The organism is Paraburkholderia sp. JHI2823, from assembly GCF_038900695.1.
Classification (GTDB): Bacteria; Pseudomonadota; Gammaproteobacteria; order Burkholderiales; family Burkholderiaceae; genus Paraburkholderia; species Paraburkholderia mimosarum.
Genome location: NZ_JAYMRY010000001.1, coordinates 243,356 through 263,244 on the forward strand (window position 1 = coordinate 243,356; position 19,889 = coordinate 263,244).

Consider the following 19,889-nt stretch of genomic DNA (forward strand, 5'->3'; position numbering starts at 1 on the left):
ATACGCATGAATTCTTATGAGGAAACGATGGATACGAATCAACTGAAACCGTGCCCGTTCTGCGGGAGCGAAGATACCTACACCGACTCCGCGCTCGGAAAGCGCCAGGTGTTGTGCAACTCCTGCGAAGCGTCTGGCCCCACGGGAGAAGATGACGACGAGGCTATCGCCGCTTGGAACCGACTCGCCGCTCTCGCCCCTTCCGATGCGGCGGGAGCGCCGATCACATGGGCTGCCGTTCATTTCGGCGGCAAGCACGACGGGAAGGTCTACAGCACCTGCGATACGGAAGATCAGATCAATCAGTACATCGATCAAGTCCACCAGAGCAGCGATTCGATCACGCTGATTGCCAAGCCGCTCTACGCCGCTCCCGTCGCCCCTGCTGCGACGTACGCGCAACCGTATGCGCTGCGGTTTCCAACCGTGCTCCGCAAAATGTGGTCGGGTGGCGAGGTGCAAGCGTGGCTCGACGAGCTGCCGCCGCTCTACCTCACGCCGACAAGCGCCCAGGGGAGCGACGAATCGGAGGCAAGTCCGAAAGCACTCGTCGAGCGCGCTCAGTCTACTCCCGTCGCCCCTGCTGCGGTAGCGCCGGTAGACGAGCGCGCAGCGTTCGAAGCGAAGTTTCCCCTCCCAGGCGGCGTCCATTGGGACGGGACGAAATACGTCGTGCGCGATGGCTACGAGAACTCCTATCCGGTCGAGCGCTTCGGCGGTCAGTGGGAAGCGTGGCAAGCTCGCGCAGCCGCCCCTACGCCTACCGTCGCCGAGATTGAGCGCATCGACCGCGCTGGGGGTGAGGTATGAGCGCAATCATCAGCCCGCGCGGTCAGTACCGATACCGCCTCGACCGCGAGGTGCCGCGCGATCGGCCCGTGAAAGGCTCGCTCGTGTTCGCCTACTTTGGCGTCAACCCGAGCACCGCCGATGCATCGATCGACGATGCCACAGTGCGCAAGTGGCGCGGTTTTGGCAAGCGCTGGGGAGCGACCCGTTTCATCGTCGGCAACGCGTTCGCGTATCGCGCCACAGATGTCCGCGCGCTCGCTACCGTGCAGGCCGTCGGCCCCGAGAATGACCGCTATCTCGCGCAGATCATCGCCGAGGCTGACATCCTGGTGCCGTGCTGGGGTGACCGTGGCAAGGTGCCGACTCACCTGCGCGAACGCTTCGATGCCGTGCTGGCCGTGCTGCGCGCGAGTGGCAAGCCCGTCGTGACGTTCGGACTGACGAAGGGCGGCGATCCGAAACACCCGCTCATGCTTAGCTACAAAACGCAGCTTATTCCTTGGAGAGCCGAAGGTAACCGCACTCCCATAGGCGGGGACCGAAACATAGAAGGCAAGTAGCGGATGGAGCAAACGATGAGCGACTACCTGACCACGAGCGAACTCGCCGATCTGATCGGCTGCAAGCCGAACCAGCGAACGAGCATGATCAACTGGCTTTCGGACAACCGATGGAAGTTCGTCATCGATCGCAACGGCATTCCAAAGGTCGCACGTGCATTCCGTGATTTGAAGCTTGGACTCAGCACTGACACCAAAGCAACGAAATATGACAATGGGCCGAACCTCCAGGCATTCGCCTAAAATCGCCTGCAAGAACGAACCCACCGGGATCGACCGGCTGTACAAGCGCACCGGCGTGCGCAAAGTGTCGTTCTGGTACAAGTTCCCCGACGGCCGCAGCGAGACATTCGAAACCGCGGCGCGCGGCGATCGCACGGCTATCCACGAAGCTGAGCGCCGTGCGAAGCGGCGCGCCGTGGACGTGCAGGAAGGCCAGATCATCGCAGGCTCGGTAGCGGACGCGATCGACCGTTTCAAGACTGAATATGACGTGAACCATTTCAGGGACCAGTCGCGCGACGGCAAGTACGTGCGCGACTCGTACTACGAGAAGCTGACGCGCTTCTTCGGCAAGATGGCGCCGGCCCGCTTGGAGACGATCCACGGATACCAGTATCTCGACGCGCGTGCCGCCGCCGGCGCACCGATGGGCGCCAACAAAGAACTGGCGCTGATGCAGACCATGTGCAACTACTGGATCCGTTGGGGGCTTATCAAAATCAATCCGTTCATCGGCATGATGCTCAACCAAAGCGACCCAGACGTCCGCACCGTCACGAAAGCGGAAATCGTCCCGTTCTACTTGTGGGCAGTGCGCCAGCAGCAGGCGTATCGCACGATGGGCGTCGCAGCCATGTTCACCTACCTCACCGGCTTTCGCGCGGCAGAAGTGCGACCGTTCCATATGTCGGGCCTCACCGAAGCCGGCGTGCGCGTCATTTCGGCGAAGCGGAAGAGAGGCGAAGCGCAAACGGTCAAGCTACGCGAGTGGTCCCGGCGCCTTCGCGTCGTCGTCGAGCGTGCGAAGCGCGATCGCAAGGTCGCCAGCATTTACCTTTTCCCGAACCGCCGAGGCCAGGCTTATTCGAAAAGTGGTTGGACATCGGTCTGGCAGGACGCCATGTACGCATACATCGGCGAATTCGATCCAGCGATCGCGCGCGAATTCGAGGCGAAGTGCAAGCGAGAGGCCGCACAACGCCGCGGCGAAAAGGTGGACAACGTCGAGCTCAAGCTGGTTGAGCACCCAGCTTATTTCGCACTGTCTGACGTTCGCCCCGCCGCCATTACCGCGAAGCTCGAGGCGCGCGACGCCGATGCCTATGACTTCGCCGCTCACGCGAATCCAACCACCACACACAAGCACTACGACCGGCGCAAAGTCAAGCGCGCAAGCGCGACGGAGTAGCCCCGTGGTCTACCACGGGATCGCTTGCGCTCGACCGGTCACCTTGCGGCCATCATGGCGCAGAACCAGCGCGCCACCAGCGCCTTATGGCTTCATCAGTGTGAATTTCAAACGGTCCGCTTTGGACGAATTGGCTTGGCGAGTATTCGCATCGCTGCTGCAGCGCGCGTCTTCCATGACGAGCATGAGTGCCTCGCAGGAGAACGGCTTCTGCAGATAGACATCGAAGAGCCGGGCAATGTCTGCCTGACTGACAGCGTCTCCAGTCATTGAAACGAGGAAAGCCGCTGAGCGAATCGGCGTTTCGCTCAGCGACCGTGCGACAGCACTGCCTTTTATGTCGGGCAGGTTCTCGTCAAGGAAAACGATTTCAAATGCGCCGGCATGAAGGAGCCTGAGCGCAGTTTCGCCATCGTAGGCCACAGCAGCATGATGGCCATAGCAGTCCAGCAGGAAAGCGAGACTGTCCGCGACAGACTCATTGTCGTCAACGACGAGCACGTTCATTCAATACGTCCCATTACGAGAAGTTCGCGGCGCTGCCCAGAATTCTTCTTATGTAATATGTATTATTAAATGATAGTGGCGTTGCCAAGTGATTAGCATCTTGCAATCTTGGAAAGCAACTCTATAGGAATCTGAAAGCAATTTGTATGCGTCAATGCGTCGCCAAGGCTCGCTTAATTCGCGCAGTCCATACGGTTGGTCAACCAAGCCGAGTAGACCGAGGCGCTTCGGAATTGAGTGACCATGCGCCCGCAATCATGGGGAGATGCAGCGGGCCCCCGATGCCCATCGAAGGTCAGCAGTGCCTTCAAACCAGCTGCGTGTGACTTCTCAGAATACTGTATAAGTACACAGTGCGACGGAGGCGACGGCAGCGGCTAAAATAGGCCCGAAATTTCGGAACGCCTCGTCGCAAAGCCGCGCAACTGCTGGGTCGATAAAGAGGACTATATTCCGAAATCGAAATCACAGGGCCTTGATTTGTAAGCGGAATTGGCGGTTTGACGACTCGATTGTGATTCCTGTTGTCGTGGGTTCGAGTCCCATCAGCCACCCCAAAGAATTCAGCTGTGTACTGTGTATTCCCGGCATCTGCACCGGTATCCGCAGTGAACAAACGAGCCCGCACTGGTTGCGGGCTTTTTTGCGTCTACCTTCCAGGAAAATTCGAGGAAGACCCGAGGAAAATTCCAGGACAACCCGCAGGCACACCCGGGAACGCGTTTGAACTTCGAGGAATACTACAGGCGACTGCAACTGCCGGAGACTGCATCGCCGGCAGAGATCAAACGCGCCTACCGTCAGCTGAGGGCGAAATATCATCCCGACCGCAACAAGGGAAGTGAAGCGGCCGTCGAGCCGGTGTTCAAGCGCATCCAGGAAGCGTTCGAGATTCTGACCGGCAGGCGTGTCGCGCCGTCGGCCAGGTCAGCCAGCGCAACCGCGTCAGTCAACCCGACACGCGGCAGCCAAGCCCCGCTGCGCCAGCGCCGCGCGCCGCCGCCCATGCGCGGCGCGAATTGCCTCGTCGAGCTTTTCGTGCCGCTCGAAGTCGCGATCGATGGCGGCGGCGTCGAAGCCCACTACGCTGTCAAAGGACCGTGTGTCGCGTGCCAGAAAGAAGATCGCGGCGTGCTTTGCGAGCAGTGTCACGGCACAGGCGTGCAGACCTCGCGCAAGTCCCATGTCGTCGAGATTCCTCGCGGCGCGTGGGACGGTCAACGGCTGGTCGTGGAAGGCGGCGGTCATCCCGGCGTGAGCGGCGGTCCGCCGGGAGACGCAACGTTCTCGATTACCATCGTCTGTGGCCCCGGCTTCACGCGCAACGGGCTCGATCTCGCTTGCGAGATTCAGATCGACTTCGTGACGGCCATGTTGGGCGGCGCCATTCACGCGAAGATCCTGGGCCGCACAATCGAAGTGAAGATTCCCGCCAATGCGAGTTCGGGTACGCCAATCCGTCTTCCGGATCTCGGGCTATCGGACCGTAACGGCACGCGCGGCAGCCTGACGCTGAAGCTGTTGCTCACCATGCCAGCCGCCGCCGCGCACCTCACCGACGCCGATCGGCAACATCTGCGCGAGATCTTCGCTGCGGCAGAGCGGCGAGCGAAGATCTCGCCGCCCGGCGGCTCGCACGACAAGCGCTAGCGCGCCTGCGCGCCATCACGCGAATCGATCCACGCGCGAGCCGCATCGAAGCCGGCCTGCGCGGCCGCATGCTCGGTGGACCAGAGGCGCGTGATAGGCACGAGCTGCCAGTCCTCCACGACCGTATCGCCCTTCAGCACGCGATAGTGCGCCTTGACCCCCGTGAGCACCTGTTCGACCGCGACTTCGATGTCGTAGTCCTTGTAGTGCTCCTGGTAGTCGCCCATGTCGATGCCCTTCGGCTCCATGATCGCCACTCCGTCCGTATGCTGACGGTTCATCGTAGCACTTCGAGCGCGCGCATCTCGTGTCAAAGGCGCGCGATCGACACCTCCGTGGACTTCACCAGTGCGACCACTTCCGAGCCCACCTTCAACGCGAGTTCGTCGATCGAGCGCGTGGTGATCACCGAGGTCACGATCCCGAATGCCGTGTCGACATCGACTTCCGAAACGACGGGCCCGCGAATGATCTCCTTGATCTTGCCGCGAAACTGGTTGCGCACGTTGATGGCGGTAATGCTCATGGATTCGTCTCCGTGAATTCGAATGAAAAAGTGAGGATTGGAATGAATACTCAGGCAGGCCGCCCGCTCGTTGGCTGCGAGCCCGGATTGAGCAGGTACTGCAGCACGTTCCCTTCGAGCGCGGCGAAACGCGCATCGACGCGGGCGCGTGGGCGTTCTAGCGCCACGGCCTCATCGAGCGCGATGCGCCCGGACTCCACGAGCAAGATCCGGTCGCCGAGCGCGACGGCCTCATGCACATCGTGCGTCACCAGCAGCGAGGTGAAGCGATGCTCGCGCCACAGGCGCTCGATGAGCGCATGCATCTCGATGCGAGTGAGCGCGTCGAGCGCCCCGAGCGGTTCGTCGAGGAGCAGCAGGCTCGGCCGGTGCACGAGCGCACGTGCGAGCGCGACGCGTTGCTTCTGGCCGCCCGAAAGACGCGCGGGCCACTCGTCGGCGCGCTCGAGAAGACCCACCTCGTTCAGCACCGCGCGGGCGTCCTCGCGTGCGCCGCGCCCGAGCCCGAGCATCACGTTCTGCAGCACGGTTTTCCACGGCAAAAGGCGCGCATCCTGAAACATGATGCGCGTATCGAGGACCGCGCCATTTGCGCCGCGCCGTTCCACGGCGCCCTCGTCCGCGATTTCGAGGCCGGCGATCAAGCGCAGCAACGTGGACTTGCCGCATCCGCTGCGTCCGACGATCGAGACGAAACTGCCGCGCTCGATTGCAAGATCGAAGCCGTTCAGCACGACGCGCTCGCCATAGCGTTTTCCCACGCCGCGCAGTTCAACGGCAGCGTCCCCTGAGCGCGAAGTCGTGCGCAACGCCACAGCCTCACCCGTGCCTTCTCGCGTGTCGCTTCGCGCACGTGCATGCACGCGCTCGCGCCCTGCACCATAGCGTGGTGCCAACTGGCTTGCGCTCATGCTTCGCCCTCCTCTTGATATGCAGGATGCCAGCGCAGCGCCACGCGCTCCAGCCACTTCGCGAGCCAGTCGGCGAGCTTGCCGAGCCCCGCATAAAGCAGGATGCCGACGACCACCACATCGGTCTGCAGGAACTCTCGCGCGTTCATCGTCATGTAGCCGATGCCCGACTGTGCAGAGATCGTCTCCGCGACGATCAGCGTCACCCACATCAGGCCGAGCGCAAAGCGCACGCCGACGAGAATCGACGGCAATGCCCCCGGCAAGATCACTTCCCGATAGAGCGCGAAACCCTCGAGCCCATAGCTGCGCGCCATCTCGACGAGATTGGCGTCCACCGAGCGTATGCCGTGGAACGTGTTCACGTAGACGGGAAAGAAAACGCCCAGCGAGACGAGAAACACCTTCGCCTCTTCGCCGATGCCAAACCAGAGGATCACTAACGGAATCATGGCGAGCGCCGGGATGTTGCGCACCATCTGAACCGTCGAATCCAGCGCGGTTTCCACGCGCTTGAAGAGGCCGGTAGCGAGCCCGAGCACGAGACCGATGCCCCCGCCGATCGCGAAGCCCGAGAGCGCCCGCCAGGTGCTCACGCGCACGTCCTGCCACATTTCTCCCGATTCGATCAGCGACCATGCTGCCCGCACCACGGCGAACGGCTCGGGCAGCACACGCGTCGAGAGGGCGCCGCTTTTCGCCGCAATTTCCCAGCTCACGAGAATCGCCAGCGGCACGAGCCAGGGCGCGAGCCGGCGCCGGCTCGCGCGCGCGAACGCCAGCACGGCGCGCGCACCAGCGTCACCGACCGCGCCGCTTGCGGGTGCGACTGTCACTTCTTTCACTTCCGTCACTGCCGATTGCGCCATCGTCGCGTCCTCCACGGTTGCTGCATTCGTCCGCCCTCTCAGCTCTGGCTAGCCTTCGGCAGAAAGTGATTGCCGACCACTTCGCCGAATGGACCGGAAAGCGGGCCGCCCGCGCGCTTCCCGGCACGCCCGGGCAGCAGCGGAAACACGAGTTCCGCAAACCGGTAAGACTCCTCCAGATGGGGGTAACCGGACAGAATGAACGTCTCGATGCCGAGTTCCGCATACTCCTTCATGCGTGCGGCCACTTGCTCAGGATTCCCGACGAGCGCCGTGCCCGCGCCGCCCCGCACGAGGCCCACGCCGGCCCACAGGTTCGGATAGACCTCGAGGTCCTTGCGCGTGCCACGCTTGCCGCCGTGCAGCGCGGCCATGCGGCGCTGGCCTTCCGAATCCATCTTCGCGAACGCGGCCTGGGCGCGCGCCACGGTGTCGTCGTCGAGGTGGCTGATGAGCTTGTCTGCGGCGGCCCACGCTTCGTCTTCGGTCTCGCGCACGATCACGTGCAAACGGATGCCGAAGCGGATCGTGCGGCCATGCTCCGCGGCACGCGCGCGAATGTCGGCGATCTTGCGCGCGACGGCTTCGGGCGGCTCCCCCCAGGTCAGATAGGTGTCGATATGCGCGCCCGCCATGGCGTGCGCGGCCGGCGACGAGCCGCCGAACCACAGCGGCGGATGCGGACGCTGCGCCGGCGGATAAAGCACCTTGCCGCCCACCGAACGCAAATGGCGTCCTTCGAAGTCGATGGCCTCGTTCGTGTGCGAAGCCGCGAGCAAGTTGCGCCAGATGTGCAGGAACTCGTCGGTGATGGCATAGCGGGTGTCGTGATCGACGAAGAGGCCGTCGCCTTCGAGTTCGGCCGTATCGCCGCCGGTCACGACGTTGATGAGCAGACGCCCGTTCGAGAGCCGGTCGAACGTCGCGGCCATGCGCGCGGAGAGCGCCGGCGACGAGAGGCCCGGGCGGATCGCCACGAGAAACTTCAGGCGCCGCGTCGCGGCAATGAGGCTCGACGCCACGACCCAGGCGTCCTCGCACGAGCGGCCCGTGGGCAGCAGCACGCCCTCGTAGCCGAGCGTATCGGCGGCGACGGCGATCTGCTGGAAGTACGCGAGGTCGGCAGCGCGTGCGCCCTCGGTCGTGCCCAGATAGCGGCTGTCACCATGAGTCGGGATGAACCAGAACACATTCATGCGTTACTCCTGCCTGTCATTTCGAAATGCGAATCGGGTGAACAACAGCGGCAAGCGGGGTCGCGCCGCGCAACGAGCGCGCCGCTCGAGGCCGGCTCAAAAAAAGGATTGGATAGCGGACGGGATGCGCCAGCGCCTCGCGCAGCGCGCGACGACAGCGGCGCCGTCTTCATGGGGGACCAGTCTAGGGAGGGGCCTCGCGCTTTAGAACGATTTTTTTGAGCTTAGGTTTTCCACTTTCGTGCTTTGCCCGACGCTTTAGCATACGGTGCAGCCCCGCTGCGTCGCGCGCCGATATAATGGCGCACGCACCCACAAATACACCGGCACGCCGCGCGAGAATGCGCAAGACGCGGCGAGGCCACGCAAGCCCTCGCACGATTCCATGCAAAAACTGATTCTGCCGTTCGTATCCGGCTTTCTGGCGTCGCTCTTCTTTCGCGAGGCGACGCTCGCGTTACTGCACGCCGCGCAGGTCATCGACGTGGCTGGATTTTCGACGGCCCCGTTCCTGCCCCTCGGGCTGCCCGAGTTCCTCGCCAACGCGATCTGGAGCGCCGTCTGGGCCGTGCTGATGGCGTGGCTGCTGCGCGTGTCGCCGTCACGGCCCGCACCGTGGGTTCAAGCCTTTGTTTTCGGCGGCATCGTCCTCACGGCCGCAACGGTGTTCGTCGCCAATCCGCTGCGCGGTATCTGGCCGAGCGGCAACATGCTGCCGCGGCTCGCGACGGGCTTCGCCTCGAACGCGATGTGGGGCTGGGGTGCGCTCGTATTCATGCGCGCGTTCATGAGCGAAACCGTAGAAGACTGACCCACGACTGCAAGATCTACAGGCCGCGCGCGAAGCACGGTCTGTACTTGCGCCTGCGTCCCCTCTTCCTCTTCTCCAGTCGGATCAGCCGATCAGCTCGCGTAACGGATGCTCAGTCACGCTCCAGGGACTCTCGAACATCTGCTCGACCGCTTCCCGGGGCACGTCTTCTATATTCGCGAAGCGCCACTGCGGGTGATCGTCCTTGTCGACGATGCGTGCGCGGATGCCTTCCATCACGTCGCCGGTCGCGAAGCTCGATCGCGTGAGATCGAGATCGCGGCGCAGGCAGTCGGCCATCGTTCCCTCCGCGCGCGACACGACTTCGAGCGACACCGCCATCGAGAGCGGCGAGCGCGCGCGCAAAACGCCCACGATCTGCTCGGCCCATTCGGCATGCTCACGCTCGCCCGCAAGCCGGGCAGCTTCTAGCGAAGCCAGCATGGCGGGCACATCGGCCAGCGAGAAATGCCGATCGAGCCAGCGACGAACCGCCGCCAGCGACGAACCCTCGGCGAGGCGCCGCGCCTCGTGTTCGGGCAGCGCTGCCTGCCTGATGCGCGCCACCACCTCGGCGCCGGTCGCAAACGGCTCGCTCTCGAGCGCGTCAAGCAGCCCCGGCCATGCGGTTTCGTCGAGCGACGCATCGGCGAGCCCTGCATATAGCGCGCTCGCCTGATCGAGCGTCTCGCCCGTCACCGCGAGATACCTGCCGATCGCGCCAGGCGTGCGTGCGAGAAACCAGCCCATGCCGACGTCGGGAAAAAGGCCGATGCGCGTCTCCGGCATCGCCATGCGCGTGGTCGCGCCAACGAGGCGCAGGCCGCCCGTGCGATACGCGCCCTGCGAAATGCCCATGCCGCCGCCCATGACCACGCCGTTGAGCATCGCGATATACGGCTTCGGGTAAGTGAAGATGGCGTGATTGAGGCGATATTCGTCGGCAAAGAACGTGTCGAGCGCCGCCTGGTCGCCGGCGCGATACGCCTCATAGAGAAAGCGGACATCACCGCCCGCGCAGAACGCACGCGCGTGGCGCGTGCGCACGATCACCGCCAGCACGCCAGGGTCGTTGCGCCAGCGATCGAGCGCTGCGTGCATGGTGCGTACCATTGCGGTCGTCAGCGCGTTGAGCGCCTGCGGACGCTCGAGTTCGATATAGCCGATGCGGTTTGCCACGCGCGTGAGCACGTGCGGATCGGCGTGGGAAGCGGTCGGACTTGCAGTGGCTTCGTGTGACATGGTGATCGGCAGGACGAAACGATGGACGGTGAATCGATACCGCTTCCGAGGCTATCACGACGCTGCGCCAGCCGTCCGCACCGCCGGCGGCTCGCCCGGCGCAGCGCGAACGCCGAACCAGGCATCGAGCGCGGCGTCGATCATCGGACCGTGCGCCGCGCGCTCCAGCCTCTTTGCGTTCGGCGATACTCATGGCAGCGCGAGCGGGTCGCGGCGGCCGGGACGTCATTACCTCCGGGCCGCGCGCCCTGGGCTACGAGTCCAGGCGACCGGGCGGAAAATGACCGCTCTTGAGCAGCACGGGCGTGCCGTTGCTGAGTTCGAGATGGGCGCGGGCCACCGCCTCGATACGCGGACGGCCGGCATCGAAAGCCTGCATCCATGCATCGCGAGTCGCGGGCAGCGCGCCGAAATGGTCCTCGAGAGCCTCGACGGAAATCGCGCACGGTACGCGCGCGCCGTCAACGAGCGCGGGAAAGACCACCGTGAGATTGGAGTCGCGATAGAGCGGCGCATCGGCGGGGAAACGAATGATCATGTCCTGCCCCAATGGGGAAATTCAGCGAATAGCCCTCCCGCCAGCCAACGACGCGGTGCACGGCGGTAACCGGCCATGTTACGCGCGGGAGAAAAAGCCTGGGGCGAACGTGACCGACGCCCTTGCCGACGCTATGGCCAGGCCGCCCGGGGCCTTGACGTCGTGCTGCGCGCCAAGGGTTTTCAGTGCGCCTGCATCTTCGAGAACAGATTGAGCACGACCACGCCGGCCACGATGAGGCCAAGCCCGAATACGGCCGGCAGATCGGGCACCTGCCGATAGAGCGCCATCGCAACGAGCGTGATGAGCACGATACCCACGCCGGACCACACCGCATAGACGATGCCGACCGGCAAGCTGCGCAAGGTGAGCGAGAGCCCGTAAAACGCGACGCCGTATCCCGCCACGACGATCGCCGACGGCACGAGCCGCGTAAAGCCGTCCGAGGCGCGCAGCGCAGAGGTCGCGATGACTTCCGCGACGATCGAGATGACGAGCCAGGTCCACGCAGACAAGACTGGGAAGCGCATCGCGTCAGACCTTCGCGAGCGCGAGCTGCGCGTACTCGACGTCGAGCTGCGCGCAAAGCGCCTCGACCACCAGTTCGTGATCGGCGCGTTGCGGCATGCCCGAGACCGTCACCGAGCCGATCACGCCCGCACCGGCCACGGTCAGCGGAAACGAGCCGCCGTGCGGCGCGAAATCGGCGATGGGCAAGCCGTGCTTTTCTGCGAGCGTCGAGCCGGTTTGCTGCATGCGTAGGCCGATCGCATAGGAGCTGCGGCGAAAGTGCTCGACCACGCGTGACTTGCGGCGCACCCAGTCGGCGTTATCGGGCGTGGCGCCTTCGAGCGCGCAGAAGAAGAGCGGTTGCCCGAACATGCGCACGTCGATGGCAACGGGAAGCGCGCGGGCTCGGGCAAGCTCGTGCAGATGCGAACCGAGCTGCCAGGCGCGATCGGCGTCGAAACGGGGAAATACCAGCGCATGCTCCTGCGCGGCTATCGATTGCAGATCGAGGGGAATGTCCATGAATGAGGCGTATGAAGGGAGCGTTGGGGGCGCAAGATGCCGGGGCGAGCGCGCAAGTCCGCGCAAGTCTATGTCCGAGCCACGACGAGCACTCCTGCGACCGAGCCCCGATTCTATCCCGAAGGATGGACAGGCCGTCCGCCGGCGTCGTGCAATCGTTCTGCAAACGCACGGAAAGGCACTCGTCATTTATTGTTGCAACGCCGCGCGATCTGTCATATAATTTTTTCTTCGACGGACGCGGGGTGGAGCAGTCTGGCAGCTCGTCGGGCTCATAACCCGAAGGTCGTAGGTTCAAATCCTACCCCCGCAACCAGCAGAATTCGAAAGGGTTACAAGGCAAGGGTCTTGTAACCCTTTTCCCGTTTACGGTCTCCCACGCCGGGAAGTGCAATCGAGCGCGGATTTCCCCCTCTTCTTCGAGCCGTCTTCGAGCAACATCCGGCAGCGATGTGCAGCGGTGATAAACTCGCATCACCCATCCCCCTATCGTGCCCATGAAATTCTGCTCGACTTGCGGTCAGGCGGTCAGCCTGCTCATTCCGCCCGGCGACAATCGCGAACGCTATGTCTGCTCGCACTGCGGCACCGTCCACTACCAGAATCCACGCAACGTGGTCGGCACGGTGCCGGTCTGGGAAGACAAGGTGCTCTTGTGCCGCCGCGCGATCGAGCCGCGCTACGGCTACTGGACACTGCCAGCAGGCTTCATGGAAATGGGCGAGACAACCGCCGAAGCCGCGGCGCGCGAAACACTCGAGGAAGCCGGCGCACGCGTCGAGGTGCAGAATCTCTTTTCGCTGCTGAACGTGCCGCGCGTGCACCAGGTGCATCTGTTCTATCTCGCGCGCCTGCTCGACATCGAAATCGAAGCCGGTGAGGAAAGCCTCGAAGTGAGGCTTTTCGAAGAGCACGAGATTCCCTGGGACGACATTGCGTTCCCCACCGTCGGCCAGACCCTGCGCTTTTTCTTTGCCGATCGCCAGTCCGGCAGCTACGGGCTGCACACCGGCGACGTCCTGCGCTCGCTGCGCGACGGCTGACAGTCCCGCGAGTCCCCGCGACGATGGTCCCCTGGCTTTCGCCCGACGACCCCTTTCCCGCCGTCGAGCGCGCGCTCGGCGCGTCGAGCGGCGCGCCGGGCCTGCTCGCCGCGAGCGCGGACCTGCTGCCCTCGCGCCTCGTCGACGCCTATCGGCGCGGCATCTTCCCCTGGTACTCCGACGGCCAGCCGGTCCTCTGGTGGAGCCCCGACCCGCGCATGATCCTGCGGCCCGACGAGTTCAAGGTCTCGCCTTCGTTCAGGAAGACGCTCAAGCGCGTGCTGCGCGAGAACGCGTGGGAGATTCGCGTCGACAACAATTTCGCCGCCGTGATGCGCGCATGCGCGAGCGCGCCCCGGCGCGGACAGCGCGGCACCTGGATTACGGGCGACGTGATCGATGCCTACTCCACCCTGCACCGCGTGGGCGATGCGCACAGCGTCGAGGCATGGTGCAACGGCGAGCGTGTAGGCGGTCTTTACGGCGTGGCGCTCGGCACGATGTTCTTCGGCGAGTCGATGTTCGCCTCGGTCACCGACGCCTCGAAGATCGCGCTCGCGGCGCTCGTCGCGCACCTGCGCCGCCACGGCGTCGAGATGATCGACTGCCAGCAGAACACCGCGCATCTCGCCTCGCTCGGCGGACGCGAAATCTCGCGCAAGGTGTTCATCGCCCACGTGCGCACGCACGTGAACGCGGCACCCATTCCCTGGAAATTCGACAAAGCCGTGCTCGCCGATCTGCTCGGCGGCAGCGGCGCGCCCGACGAGTTCCTGCCCGCCGCATGAAGGGCGAGCGAGCCGCGCATGCGCGGCGAAAGCGCCCCGCTTGCGCACGCGCGACGGCGCGCGCAATTCGATGGATCCCTGCTCGGCGTCGATGTTAGACTAAAAAGCGAACCCGTCGCCCCCTCCGCCCAGCGCCGTTCAGGCTGGCGAACGTCACGCGCGAGGCCGGGTGCGCGATGCGCGCCTGAGGGACGATCCGAACTGCTACGAGAGCTGCCAACGTGACGCATCCAAACGAGCTGCCGCTTTCACCGCTTTCCGCGCTGCAATTCTATGCAACGGCGCCCTACCCTTGCAGCTACCTGGAGGGGCGCATCGCACGCTCGCAGGTGGCCACGCCGAGCCATCTCATCAACTCCGACGTCTATACCGATCTCGTGAAGGCGGGCTTCCGGCGTTCCGGCGTATTCACCTATCGGCCCTACTGCGACGGTTGCCGCGCGTGCGTGCCGGTGCGCGTGCCGGTCGAGCGCTTCGCGCCTGGCCGCACGCAACGCCGCGCGTGGAAGCGCCACGCCGCGCTCGTCGCAACGGTCGCGCCACTGCACTATGACGAGGCGCACTACGCGCTCTATATGCGCTACCAGTCCGCGCGCCACGCGGGCGGCGGCATGGACCGCGACAGCCGCGACCAGTACGAGCAGTTCCTGCTGCAAAGCCGGATCAACTCGCGGCTCGTCGAATTCCGCGAGCCCGATCCCGCGCATCCCGACGAGCCCGGCACGCTGCGCATGGTGAGCATGATCGACATCCTCGGCGACGGGCTCTCCTCGGTCTACACGTTCTTCGACCCCGATACGCCGCATACGAGCTACGGCACCTACAACATCCTCTGGCAGATCGAACAGGCGCGCAGCCTTCAACTGCCTTACGTCTATCTCGGCTACTGGATCCGCGAGAGCCCGAAGATGGCGTACAAGGCCCGCTTTCAGCCGCTCGAAGGCCTCTTCGACGGCGCATGGACCACGCTCCCACCCGGAGCCTGAGCGTCCGGCCGGTCGAATCGGGCCGCCCCCGCATCGCCCTCGGGCGGCGTTACCGCTAAAATACCGGGTTCCCATTTTCCGGCGCCCGCGCCTTTCCCTTCCGTGTTCAGCACCCTTTATCCGTTCGTCCGCGACCAGCTCTTTCGCATGGACGCCGAAGATGCCCACCACCTTTCCCTGCGCATGATAGGCGCCGCCGGGCGCACCGGCATGGCCGGGCTCCTCGCGCCGCGCGTGCCCGATTCGCCGCGCACCGTCATGGGCCTCACGTTCCGCAATCCCGTGGGCCTCGCCGCGGGCCTCGACAAGGAAGGCGCCGCCATCGACGGCTTCGCCGCGCTGGGCTTCGGCTTCATCGAAGTGGGCACCGTGACGCCGCGTCCGCAGCCGGGCAATCCGCGGCCGCGCATCTTCCGGCTGCCCCAGGCGGGCGGCATCATCAACCGGATGGGGTTCAACAATCACGGCGTCGAGCAGTTCGTGAAGAACGTGCAGGCCGCGCGTTATCGCGGCATTCTCGGCCTGAACATCGGCAAGAACGCCGATACGCCGATCGAGCGCGCCGCCGACGATTATCTCTTCTGCCTCGAGCGCGTCTATCCGTTCGCGAGCTACGTGACGATCAACATCTCGTCGCCGAATACGAAGAATCTGCGCCAGTTGCAGGGCGCGGGTGAACTCGATGCCCTCCTCGCGGCGCTCAAGGACAAGCAGCAGCGCCTTGCCGACATGCACGGCAAGCTCGTGCCGCTCGCGCTGAAGATCGCGCCCGATCTCGACGACGAGCAGATCAAGGAGATCGCCGACACGCTCCTGCGCCACAAGATCGAAGGCGTGATCGCGACCAACACCACGCTCTCGCGCGCGGCGGTGGAAGGCATGCCCAATGCGAACGAAGCGGGCGGCCTCTCCGGGCGCCCCGTGTTCGATGCGTCGAACAACGTCATCCGCAAGCTGCGGGCCGAGCTGGGCGATCAAGTGCCGATCATCGGCGTGGGCGGCATTTTTTCGGGCGACGACGCGCGCGCGAAGATCGCGGCCGGCGCCTCGCTCGTGCAGCTCTATACGGGCTTCATCTACCGCGGCCCGGCGCTCGTCGCCGAATGCGCGCGGGCGCTGGCCTCGGGCCGCGCGTGAAGCTATAGTGGCAGGCTGGTCATGGCGCATCGAAGGCGCCGTGCACTAGCACCAAAGAATCGCAGCAGCAGAACAAGAGGAAAACATGAAATCCGGTTTGCTGAAAAAACTCCTTGCACTCGCCGTCGTCGGCGCATCGTTCGCCGCGGCCGGCGCCCACGCCGAAGACCTGCTCGATCAGGTCAAGGCACGCGGCACGCTGCGCGTGGGTCTCGAAGGCACGTTCCCCCCGTTCAATTCGAAGGCGCCCAATGGCGAGCTGGTCGGCTATGACGTCGACATCGCCAAAGCCGTGGCAGCGAAGATGGGCCTGAAACCCGAGTTCGTCACGACCGAGTGGAGCGGCATCATCGCCGGCCTCCAGGCGGGCAAGTTCGACGTGATCGTGAACCAGGTCGGCGTCACCGATCAGCGCAAGGCTGCGCTCGACTTCTCGCCGGCATACACCTACTCGGCCGCGCAACTCATCCAGCGCAAGGACGACACACGCCAGTTCAAGTCGCTCGAGGACCTCAAGGGCAAGAAGCTAGGCGTCGGTCTCGGCACGAACTACATGGACATGGCCAAGTCGGTGCCGGGCATCGACGTGAAGACCTATCCGGGCGCGCCCGAATATCTGCGCGACCTCGCCGCGAACCGTCTCGACGCGGCGCTCAACGACCGCCTGATGCTCGCGTATCTGCTGAAGAACTCGCAGCTGCCGCTGCGCACTGGCGCGATCGTAGGCGACGGCAACCCGTCGGCCATCCCTTTCAGGAAGGGCAATCCGAAGTTTGCCAAGGCGATCGACGACGCGATGACGCAACTCGAAGCCGACGGCACGTTCTCGAAGATTTCAGACAAGTGGTTCGGCATCGACGTGACCAAGCCGCTCTCGCGCTGATCTCGCCATGTTCCTGAGCACCGCACAGCCGGGCTGACGCGAAGGGCGGCATCGCACGATGCCGCCCTTCGTCTATCTGCGGCCATCGATGCGGCCACAAGCAAACCGCGCAACTTAATCTCGTAACTACGCCCATGCCCATTTACACGCTCATCATCCAGTCGTTGCCGGTGCTCGCGCAGGGCGCTGTGCTGACGGTCAAGTTCGCCGTGCTCTCGATGATCTTCGGGCTCATCGGCGGTGCCACGCTCGCACTCATGGGCATCAGCTCGAACCGCGCGCTCGTGTACGTCGCGCGCGTGTACGTGAGCCTGATGCGCGGCACCCCGCTGCTCGTGCAGATCTTCGTCGTGTACTATGGACTGCCGAGTATCGGCATCTCGCTGGATCCAACGCCCGCGGGCGTGATCGCGCTTTCGGCGAACGTGGCGGCGTATCTCTCCGAGAGCATGCGCGGGGCGATTCTCGGCATTCACAGCGGCCAGTGGCACGCGGCCTACAGCCTCGGCCTCTCGCGCACTCAGACGCTGCGCTACGTAATCGCGCCGCAGGCGCTGCGCATTGCCGTGCCGAGCCTCTCGAACAGTCTCATCAGCCTCATCAAGGACACTTCGCTCGTCTCCGTCATCACCGTGACGGAGTTGCTGCGCAGTGCGCAGGAGATCATCGCCTCGACCTATCAGCCGCTGCCGCTCTATCTCGCGGCCGCCGCCATTTACTGGGTGCTGTGTCAGGTGCTCGAGTGGATCCAGCACTGGTACGAAAAGCGCCTTGCGCTGCCCGCGCGGCACTGAAACTCCGCGCCCGACCGAGCTTTCGCACACGGCCCGCACATGCGGGCCGTGCCGTTTCCAGCCCGCTCGCGAAGCTTTCACTCGCAGGGAAAGCGCAGTCCGAGCGCCGCGCGCGCGGCGTCCGCCATGGCAAGCATGCGGCGCGACGTGTCGTGCGTCATCACCGGGCTTTCCAGCGCACCCGCGCGCAGCAGTTCGCAGAAGTGCGCGGTCTCGTAGTTGAGGCCGCCGCCCTCGAACGGCTCGTCGAGTTCGACGACGCGGCCATCGGCATAACGCACCGTCGCGCGCGACGGATTCCACCAGTTCGCATGAATCGTCACGTTGCCAAGCGGCCCGGCGAGCAGCGCGTCGCCATGGCCGTGGAGATCGAGCCCGCAAAATAGCTGCGCGATGCCATGCTCGTGCTGGCAGTTCAGGCTCGCAAACGTATCGACGCCAGTCGCACCTAGACGCCCGATGGTCTGCACCTCGCGTGGCGCGCCGAGCCAGTCCACCGCGAGAAACATTTCGTAGACGCCGATGTCGAGCAGCGCCCCGCCCGCCTGCTCGAACGAATACGACGGATGATCGGCCGGCACGTTCGCAACCGAGCAGCCCGCGCGCACGAGCCCGACGGGTCCGATCGGATCGGCAGCAAGTTGCGCGCGCAACGTTCGATAGAGGGGATAGAACGGCGGCTTCATCGCCTCCATGAAGAGGCGCTGCGCGCGGCGCGCCGCGTCGAATACGCGTTCGAGCTGCGCGCCGTTGACCGTTGCAGGTTTCTCGCACAGCACGGGCAGGCCGGCTTCGAGCGCCGCAATGGCGTAGTGCGCGTGGCTGTCCTGCATCGTGGCGATGTAGACGGCGTCGATGCCGCTGGCGAAGAGTGCGTCCAGACTCTCGCACGCCTGGGCGCCGCAGGTGGCGGCAAGCGCCTGCGCGGTTGCCGCGCGCCGCGACCAGACCGCTTCGACACGTGCATGCGGCACGTGTGCGGCGCCCTGCGCGAAGCGGTGCGCAATGCGGCCCGCGCCGACGATGCCCCAACGTATGGTTTTGGTGTCGCTCATGTGCTGCGTGCTCCGGCTGTGAGGTCCGAGGCCGCCGCGTCGCTCGCGGCGCGCCCAAAGACACGCACGATACCGGCACGCACGCCGCGCCGCAATGCACTCGCCGCCATCCCGCTCGGTTCGCCCGTAGCGGTAGCGAATCGAGCCGGTGAATCCATCCCGAAAGCGGCCTTAGCGCTGCTCCAGTGCCTCGGGGGCGAACGCGCGAGTGAGTTCGTCGGCGGTGTACTCGATCATCGCGAGCGCGGCCGCTTCGGCCTCTTTGGGTGCGCGCCGCTCGATCGCGTCGATCACGCGTTCGTGCGCCGCCAGGACGTTTTGCCAGCCGCCGTCCCGCGCGCTGAGAATCGGGTTGACGAGCGAGAGCGCGCCGCGAATGATCGCCGCCATCTGCTGATAAAACTGATTCCCGCTCGCGGCGAGGATGCGCGTATGCAAAAGCGCGTCAGCGTTCTGAAAGTTCGGATCGTCGGTGCCCGTCTGCCGCAGCGCCTCGAACGCATCGCGAATGCCAGCGATGTCCGCCGCACTGGCACGCGTAGCCGCGAGCGCGCATGCGGCCGGTTCGATCAGGCCGCGAAACTCGATCACGTCGCGCAAGAACGTCTTGTCCGGCTTCGAGCGAAACCGCCAGTTCACGACATCCTCGTCGATCATGCGCCAGTCGCGCATGGGCCGGATGCGGGTGCCGATCTTCGGCCGCACATCGAGCATGTGACGCGCGAGCAGCATGGATAGCGCCTCGCGCATCACCGTGCGGCTCACGTCGAACTCCTTCGAGAGGATATCCTGCGGCGGCAGCACGGCGCCATACCGCTCCTCGACGATGCCTGCGATCAGCCCGTCCATCACTTTGCTGACGAGCGAGCGTTCCTTGTTCCCCAGTTCCATGACCCTACCCCCCCGATGTGGCGTTATCGCCCATGTTTGCCGGTTACTGCGCGGGCCCTCGTGCGTGGTCGAACTTATGTCATACGTTGCCATGCTGTTCGCATAATTCGCCAGCCAGGATATCTCCTGACATGTGGCTTGCTACGCAGGCGTGTTGTTCGTATTGACTCTTGCTGCGGCGGCCCTTGTGCTGTGCGAAGGTGCTGCTTTGCTGCTCTTCTTGTAAGGCGATCGTATACATCGCCCACTTACTTCACAGATCGTTCT

General features: G+C 64.5%; 24 protein-coding genes, 1 tRNA gene and 1 pseudogene. 13 read left to right on the plus strand and 13 right to left on the minus strand.

What is annotated here, in order from left to right; translation table 11 throughout:
* Window positions 1-27: 27 nt before the first annotated feature.
* Genes VSR34_RS01210 through VSR34_RS01225 form a run of 4 tightly spaced genes read left to right on the plus strand, consistent with a single transcriptional unit; the run spans window position 28 to window position 2,763 of the window.
* The gene (locus VSR34_RS01210) at window positions 28-810 is read left to right on the plus strand and encodes a Lar family restriction alleviation protein (protein WP_342961677.1); all 783 of its coding nucleotides are present in this window, start codon (window positions 28-30) and stop codon (window positions 808-810) included.
* Entirely contained in the window at window positions 807-1,352 is a 546-nt protein-coding gene (locus VSR34_RS01215) for a DUF1643 domain-containing protein (RefSeq protein WP_342961678.1), read from the plus strand. The genes VSR34_RS01210 and VSR34_RS01215 overlap by 4 nt, the downstream gene beginning before the upstream one ends.
* Window positions 1,353-1,367: 15 nt before the next feature.
* Complete coding sequence (locus VSR34_RS01220) at window positions 1,368-1,595, plus strand: DUF4224 domain-containing protein (protein WP_342961679.1); 228 nt, start codon at window positions 1,368-1,370, stop codon at window positions 1,593-1,595.
* Complete coding sequence (locus VSR34_RS01225) at window positions 1,567-2,763, plus strand: hypothetical protein (RefSeq protein WP_342961680.1); 1,197 nt, start codon at window positions 1,567-1,569, stop codon at window positions 2,761-2,763. The genes VSR34_RS01220 and VSR34_RS01225 overlap by 29 nt, the downstream gene beginning before the upstream one ends.
* A gap of 84 nt (window positions 2,764-2,847) precedes the next feature.
* Here the strand turns inward: VSR34_RS01225 and VSR34_RS01230 are convergent, their stop codons facing one another.
* Window positions 2,848-3,270 carry a response regulator gene (locus VSR34_RS01230; protein WP_342961681.1) on the minus strand — a complete coding sequence of 141 codons (423 nt, stop codon included), beginning with the start codon at window positions 3,268-3,270 and terminating at the stop codon, window positions 2,848-2,850.
* 723 nt (window positions 3,271-3,993) lie between these two features.
* Here VSR34_RS01230 and VSR34_RS01235 point away from each other — a divergent pair.
* Window positions 3,994-4,920, plus strand: a complete 927-nt coding sequence (locus tag VSR34_RS01235) for a DnaJ C-terminal domain-containing protein (protein ID WP_342961682.1) — start codon at window positions 3,994-3,996, stop codon at window positions 4,918-4,920.
* Here the strand turns inward: VSR34_RS01235 and VSR34_RS01240 are convergent.
* The 5 genes from VSR34_RS01240 to ssuD form a co-directional block, all read right to left on the minus strand.
* Window positions 4,917-5,168 carry a DUF6566 family protein gene (locus VSR34_RS01240; protein WP_342961774.1) on the minus strand — a complete coding sequence of 84 codons (252 nt, stop codon included), beginning with the start codon at window positions 5,166-5,168 and terminating at the stop codon, window positions 4,917-4,919. The genes VSR34_RS01235 and VSR34_RS01240 overlap by 4 nt on opposite strands.
* 62 nt (window positions 5,169-5,230) lie before the next feature.
* A complete protein-coding gene (locus VSR34_RS01245; protein WP_028209978.1) occupies window positions 5,231-5,446 on the minus strand; it encodes a TOBE domain-containing protein in 216 nt (71 codons plus the stop codon).
* Window positions 5,447-5,496: 50 nt separating this feature from the next.
* Window positions 5,497-6,357, minus strand: a complete 861-nt coding sequence (locus VSR34_RS01250) for an ATP-binding cassette domain-containing protein (RefSeq protein ID WP_342961683.1) — start codon at window positions 6,355-6,357, stop codon at window positions 5,497-5,499.
* On the minus strand, window positions 6,354-7,226 hold the full coding sequence (gene ssuC / locus VSR34_RS01255; RefSeq protein ID WP_028209979.1) for an aliphatic sulfonate ABC transporter permease SsuC: 873 nt from the start codon (window positions 7,224-7,226) through the stop codon (window positions 6,354-6,356). The genes VSR34_RS01250 and ssuC overlap by 4 nt, the downstream gene beginning before the upstream one ends.
* Window positions 7,227-7,264: 38 nt before the next feature.
* Window positions 7,265-8,422 (minus strand): FMNH2-dependent alkanesulfonate monooxygenase, encoded by a 1,158-nt coding sequence (gene ssuD, locus VSR34_RS01260; RefSeq protein ID WP_028209980.1) that lies wholly within the window; start codon window positions 8,420-8,422, stop codon window positions 7,265-7,267.
* A 385-nt stretch (window positions 8,423-8,807) separates the two neighbouring features.
* On the opposite strand from ssuD, the gene VSR34_RS01265 reads away from it, so the two are divergent.
* Window positions 8,808-9,233, plus strand: coding sequence for a membrane protein (locus tag VSR34_RS01265; RefSeq protein ID WP_028209981.1), 426 nt, complete (start codon window positions 8,808-8,810; stop codon window positions 9,231-9,233).
* A gap of 84 nt (window positions 9,234-9,317) precedes the next feature.
* Here the strand turns inward: VSR34_RS01265 and VSR34_RS01270 are convergent, their stop codons facing one another.
* From VSR34_RS01270 to VSR34_RS01285, 4 genes are all read right to left on the minus strand, one after another.
* On the minus strand, window positions 9,318-10,475 hold the full coding sequence (locus VSR34_RS01270; RefSeq protein WP_342961684.1) for an enoyl-CoA hydratase/isomerase family protein: 1,158 nt from the start codon (window positions 10,473-10,475) through the stop codon (window positions 9,318-9,320).
* A 253-nt stretch (window positions 10,476-10,728) separates the two neighbouring features.
* Entirely contained in the window at window positions 10,729-11,013 is a 285-nt protein-coding gene (locus VSR34_RS01275; RefSeq protein ID WP_028209983.1) for a DUF1488 domain-containing protein, read from the minus strand.
* Between the two features lie 182 nt (window positions 11,014-11,195).
* The gene (locus VSR34_RS01280; RefSeq protein ID WP_028209984.1) at window positions 11,196-11,543 is read right to left on the minus strand and encodes a multidrug efflux SMR transporter; all 348 of its coding nucleotides are present in this window, start codon (window positions 11,541-11,543) and stop codon (window positions 11,196-11,198) included.
* Between the two features lie 4 nt (window positions 11,544-11,547).
* Window positions 11,548-12,045 (minus strand): heme-degrading domain-containing protein, encoded by a 498-nt coding sequence (locus tag VSR34_RS01285; RefSeq protein ID WP_028209985.1) that lies wholly within the window; start codon window positions 12,043-12,045, stop codon window positions 11,548-11,550.
* A gap of 239 nt (window positions 12,046-12,284) precedes the next feature.
* Between VSR34_RS01285 and VSR34_RS01290 the strand changes: the two genes are divergently transcribed.
* From VSR34_RS01290 to VSR34_RS01320, 7 genes and pseudogenes are all read left to right on the plus strand, one after another.
* A tRNA-Met gene (locus VSR34_RS01290) sits at window positions 12,285-12,361 on the plus strand.
* Between the two features lie 181 nt (window positions 12,362-12,542).
* A complete protein-coding gene (locus tag VSR34_RS01295; protein WP_028209986.1) occupies window positions 12,543-13,088 on the plus strand; it encodes an NUDIX hydrolase in 546 nt (181 codons plus the stop codon).
* Between the two features lie 23 nt (window positions 13,089-13,111).
* A complete protein-coding gene (gene aat / locus VSR34_RS01300; RefSeq protein WP_028209987.1) occupies window positions 13,112-13,876 on the plus strand; it encodes a leucyl/phenylalanyl-tRNA--protein transferase in 765 nt (254 codons plus the stop codon).
* 221 nt (window positions 13,877-14,097) lie between these two features.
* Window positions 14,098-14,838 (plus strand): annotated as a pseudogene (locus VSR34_RS01305) (arginyltransferase); the annotation flags it as partial.
* Between the two features lie 126 nt (window positions 14,839-14,964).
* Window positions 14,965-15,999, plus strand: coding sequence for a quinone-dependent dihydroorotate dehydrogenase (locus VSR34_RS01310; protein ID WP_028209988.1), 1,035 nt, complete (start codon window positions 14,965-14,967; stop codon window positions 15,997-15,999).
* A gap of 85 nt (window positions 16,000-16,084) precedes the next feature.
* Window positions 16,085-16,882: a transporter substrate-binding domain-containing protein gene (locus VSR34_RS01315; protein ID WP_342961685.1), complete on the plus strand. Its 798-nt coding sequence runs from the start codon at window positions 16,085-16,087 to the stop codon at window positions 16,880-16,882.
* 134 nt (window positions 16,883-17,016) lie between these two features.
* Window positions 17,017-17,676: an amino acid ABC transporter permease gene (locus tag VSR34_RS01320; RefSeq protein ID WP_028209990.1), complete on the plus strand. Its 660-nt coding sequence runs from the start codon at window positions 17,017-17,019 to the stop codon at window positions 17,674-17,676.
* A 77-nt stretch (window positions 17,677-17,753) separates the two neighbouring features.
* Here the strand turns inward: VSR34_RS01320 and VSR34_RS01325 are convergent, their stop codons facing one another.
* From VSR34_RS01325 to VSR34_RS01335, 3 genes are all read right to left on the minus strand, one after another.
* Complete coding sequence (locus tag VSR34_RS01325) at window positions 17,754-18,731, minus strand: Gfo/Idh/MocA family oxidoreductase (RefSeq protein WP_342961686.1); 978 nt, start codon at window positions 18,729-18,731, stop codon at window positions 17,754-17,756.
* A gap of 171 nt (window positions 18,732-18,902) precedes the next feature.
* On the minus strand, window positions 18,903-19,622 hold the full coding sequence (locus VSR34_RS01330; RefSeq protein WP_028209992.1) for an FCD domain-containing protein: 720 nt from the start codon (window positions 19,620-19,622) through the stop codon (window positions 18,903-18,905).
* 79 nt (window positions 19,623-19,701) lie between these two features.
* The gene (locus VSR34_RS01335) at window positions 19,702-19,863 is read right to left on the minus strand and encodes a hypothetical protein (RefSeq protein WP_342961687.1); all 162 of its coding nucleotides are present in this window, start codon (window positions 19,861-19,863) and stop codon (window positions 19,702-19,704) included.
* Window positions 19,864-19,889 lie beyond the last annotated feature (26 nt).

Excerpts from the sequence above, each read along its gene's own strand:
- VSR34_RS01210 (WP_342961677.1), top strand. The coding sequence starts at position 28 with ATGGATACGAATCAACTGAAACCGTGCCCGTTCTGCGGGAGCGAAGAT.
- VSR34_RS01215 (WP_342961678.1), top strand. The coding sequence starts at position 807 with ATGAGCGCAATCATCAGCCCGCGCGGTCAGTACCGATACCGCCTCGAC.
- VSR34_RS01220 (WP_342961679.1), top strand. The coding sequence starts at position 1,368 with ATGAGCGACTACCTGACCACGAGCGAACTCGCCGATCTGATCGGCTGC.
- VSR34_RS01225 (WP_342961680.1), top strand. The coding sequence starts at position 1,567 with ATGGGCCGAACCTCCAGGCATTCGCCTAAAATCGCCTGCAAGAACGAA.
- VSR34_RS01230 (WP_342961681.1), bottom strand. The coding sequence starts at position 3,270 with ATGAACGTGCTCGTCGTTGACGACAATGAGTCTGTCGCGGACAGTCTC.
- VSR34_RS01240 (WP_342961774.1), bottom strand. The coding sequence starts at position 5,168 with ATGGAGCCGAAGGGCATCGACATGGGCGACTACCAGGAGCACTACAAG.
- VSR34_RS01245 (WP_028209978.1), bottom strand. The coding sequence starts at position 5,446 with ATGAGCATTACCGCCATCAACGTGCGCAACCAGTTTCGCGGCAAGATC.
- VSR34_RS01250 (WP_342961683.1), bottom strand. The coding sequence starts at position 6,357 with ATGAGCGCAAGCCAGTTGGCACCACGCTATGGTGCAGGGCGCGAGCGC.
- ssuC (WP_028209979.1), bottom strand. The coding sequence starts at position 7,226 with ATGGCGCAATCGGCAGTGACGGAAGTGAAAGAAGTGACAGTCGCACCC.
- ssuD (WP_028209980.1), bottom strand. The coding sequence starts at position 8,422 with ATGAATGTGTTCTGGTTCATCCCGACTCATGGTGACAGCCGCTATCTG.
- VSR34_RS01265 (WP_028209981.1), top strand. The coding sequence starts at position 8,808 with ATGCAAAAACTGATTCTGCCGTTCGTATCCGGCTTTCTGGCGTCGCTC.
- VSR34_RS01270 (WP_342961684.1), bottom strand. The coding sequence starts at position 10,475 with ATGTCACACGAAGCCACTGCAAGTCCGACCGCTTCCCACGCCGATCCG.
- VSR34_RS01275 (WP_028209983.1), bottom strand. The coding sequence starts at position 11,013 with ATGATCATTCGTTTCCCCGCCGATGCGCCGCTCTATCGCGACTCCAAT.
- VSR34_RS01280 (WP_028209984.1), bottom strand. The coding sequence starts at position 11,543 with ATGCGCTTCCCAGTCTTGTCTGCGTGGACCTGGCTCGTCATCTCGATC.
- VSR34_RS01285 (WP_028209985.1), bottom strand. The coding sequence starts at position 12,045 with ATGGACATTCCCCTCGATCTGCAATCGATAGCCGCGCAGGAGCATGCG.
- VSR34_RS01295 (WP_028209986.1), top strand. The coding sequence starts at position 12,543 with ATGAAATTCTGCTCGACTTGCGGTCAGGCGGTCAGCCTGCTCATTCCG.
- aat (WP_028209987.1), top strand. The coding sequence starts at position 13,112 with ATGGTCCCCTGGCTTTCGCCCGACGACCCCTTTCCCGCCGTCGAGCGC.
- VSR34_RS01315 (WP_342961685.1), top strand. The coding sequence starts at position 16,085 with ATGAAATCCGGTTTGCTGAAAAAACTCCTTGCACTCGCCGTCGTCGGC.
- VSR34_RS01320 (WP_028209990.1), top strand. The coding sequence starts at position 17,017 with ATGCCCATTTACACGCTCATCATCCAGTCGTTGCCGGTGCTCGCGCAG.
- VSR34_RS01325 (WP_342961686.1), bottom strand. The coding sequence starts at position 18,731 with ATGAGCGACACCAAAACCATACGTTGGGGCATCGTCGGCGCGGGCCGC.
- VSR34_RS01330 (WP_028209992.1), bottom strand. The coding sequence starts at position 19,622 with ATGGAACTGGGGAACAAGGAACGCTCGCTCGTCAGCAAAGTGATGGAC.
- VSR34_RS01335 (WP_342961687.1), bottom strand. The coding sequence starts at position 19,863 with ATGTATACGATCGCCTTACAAGAAGAGCAGCAAAGCAGCACCTTCGCA.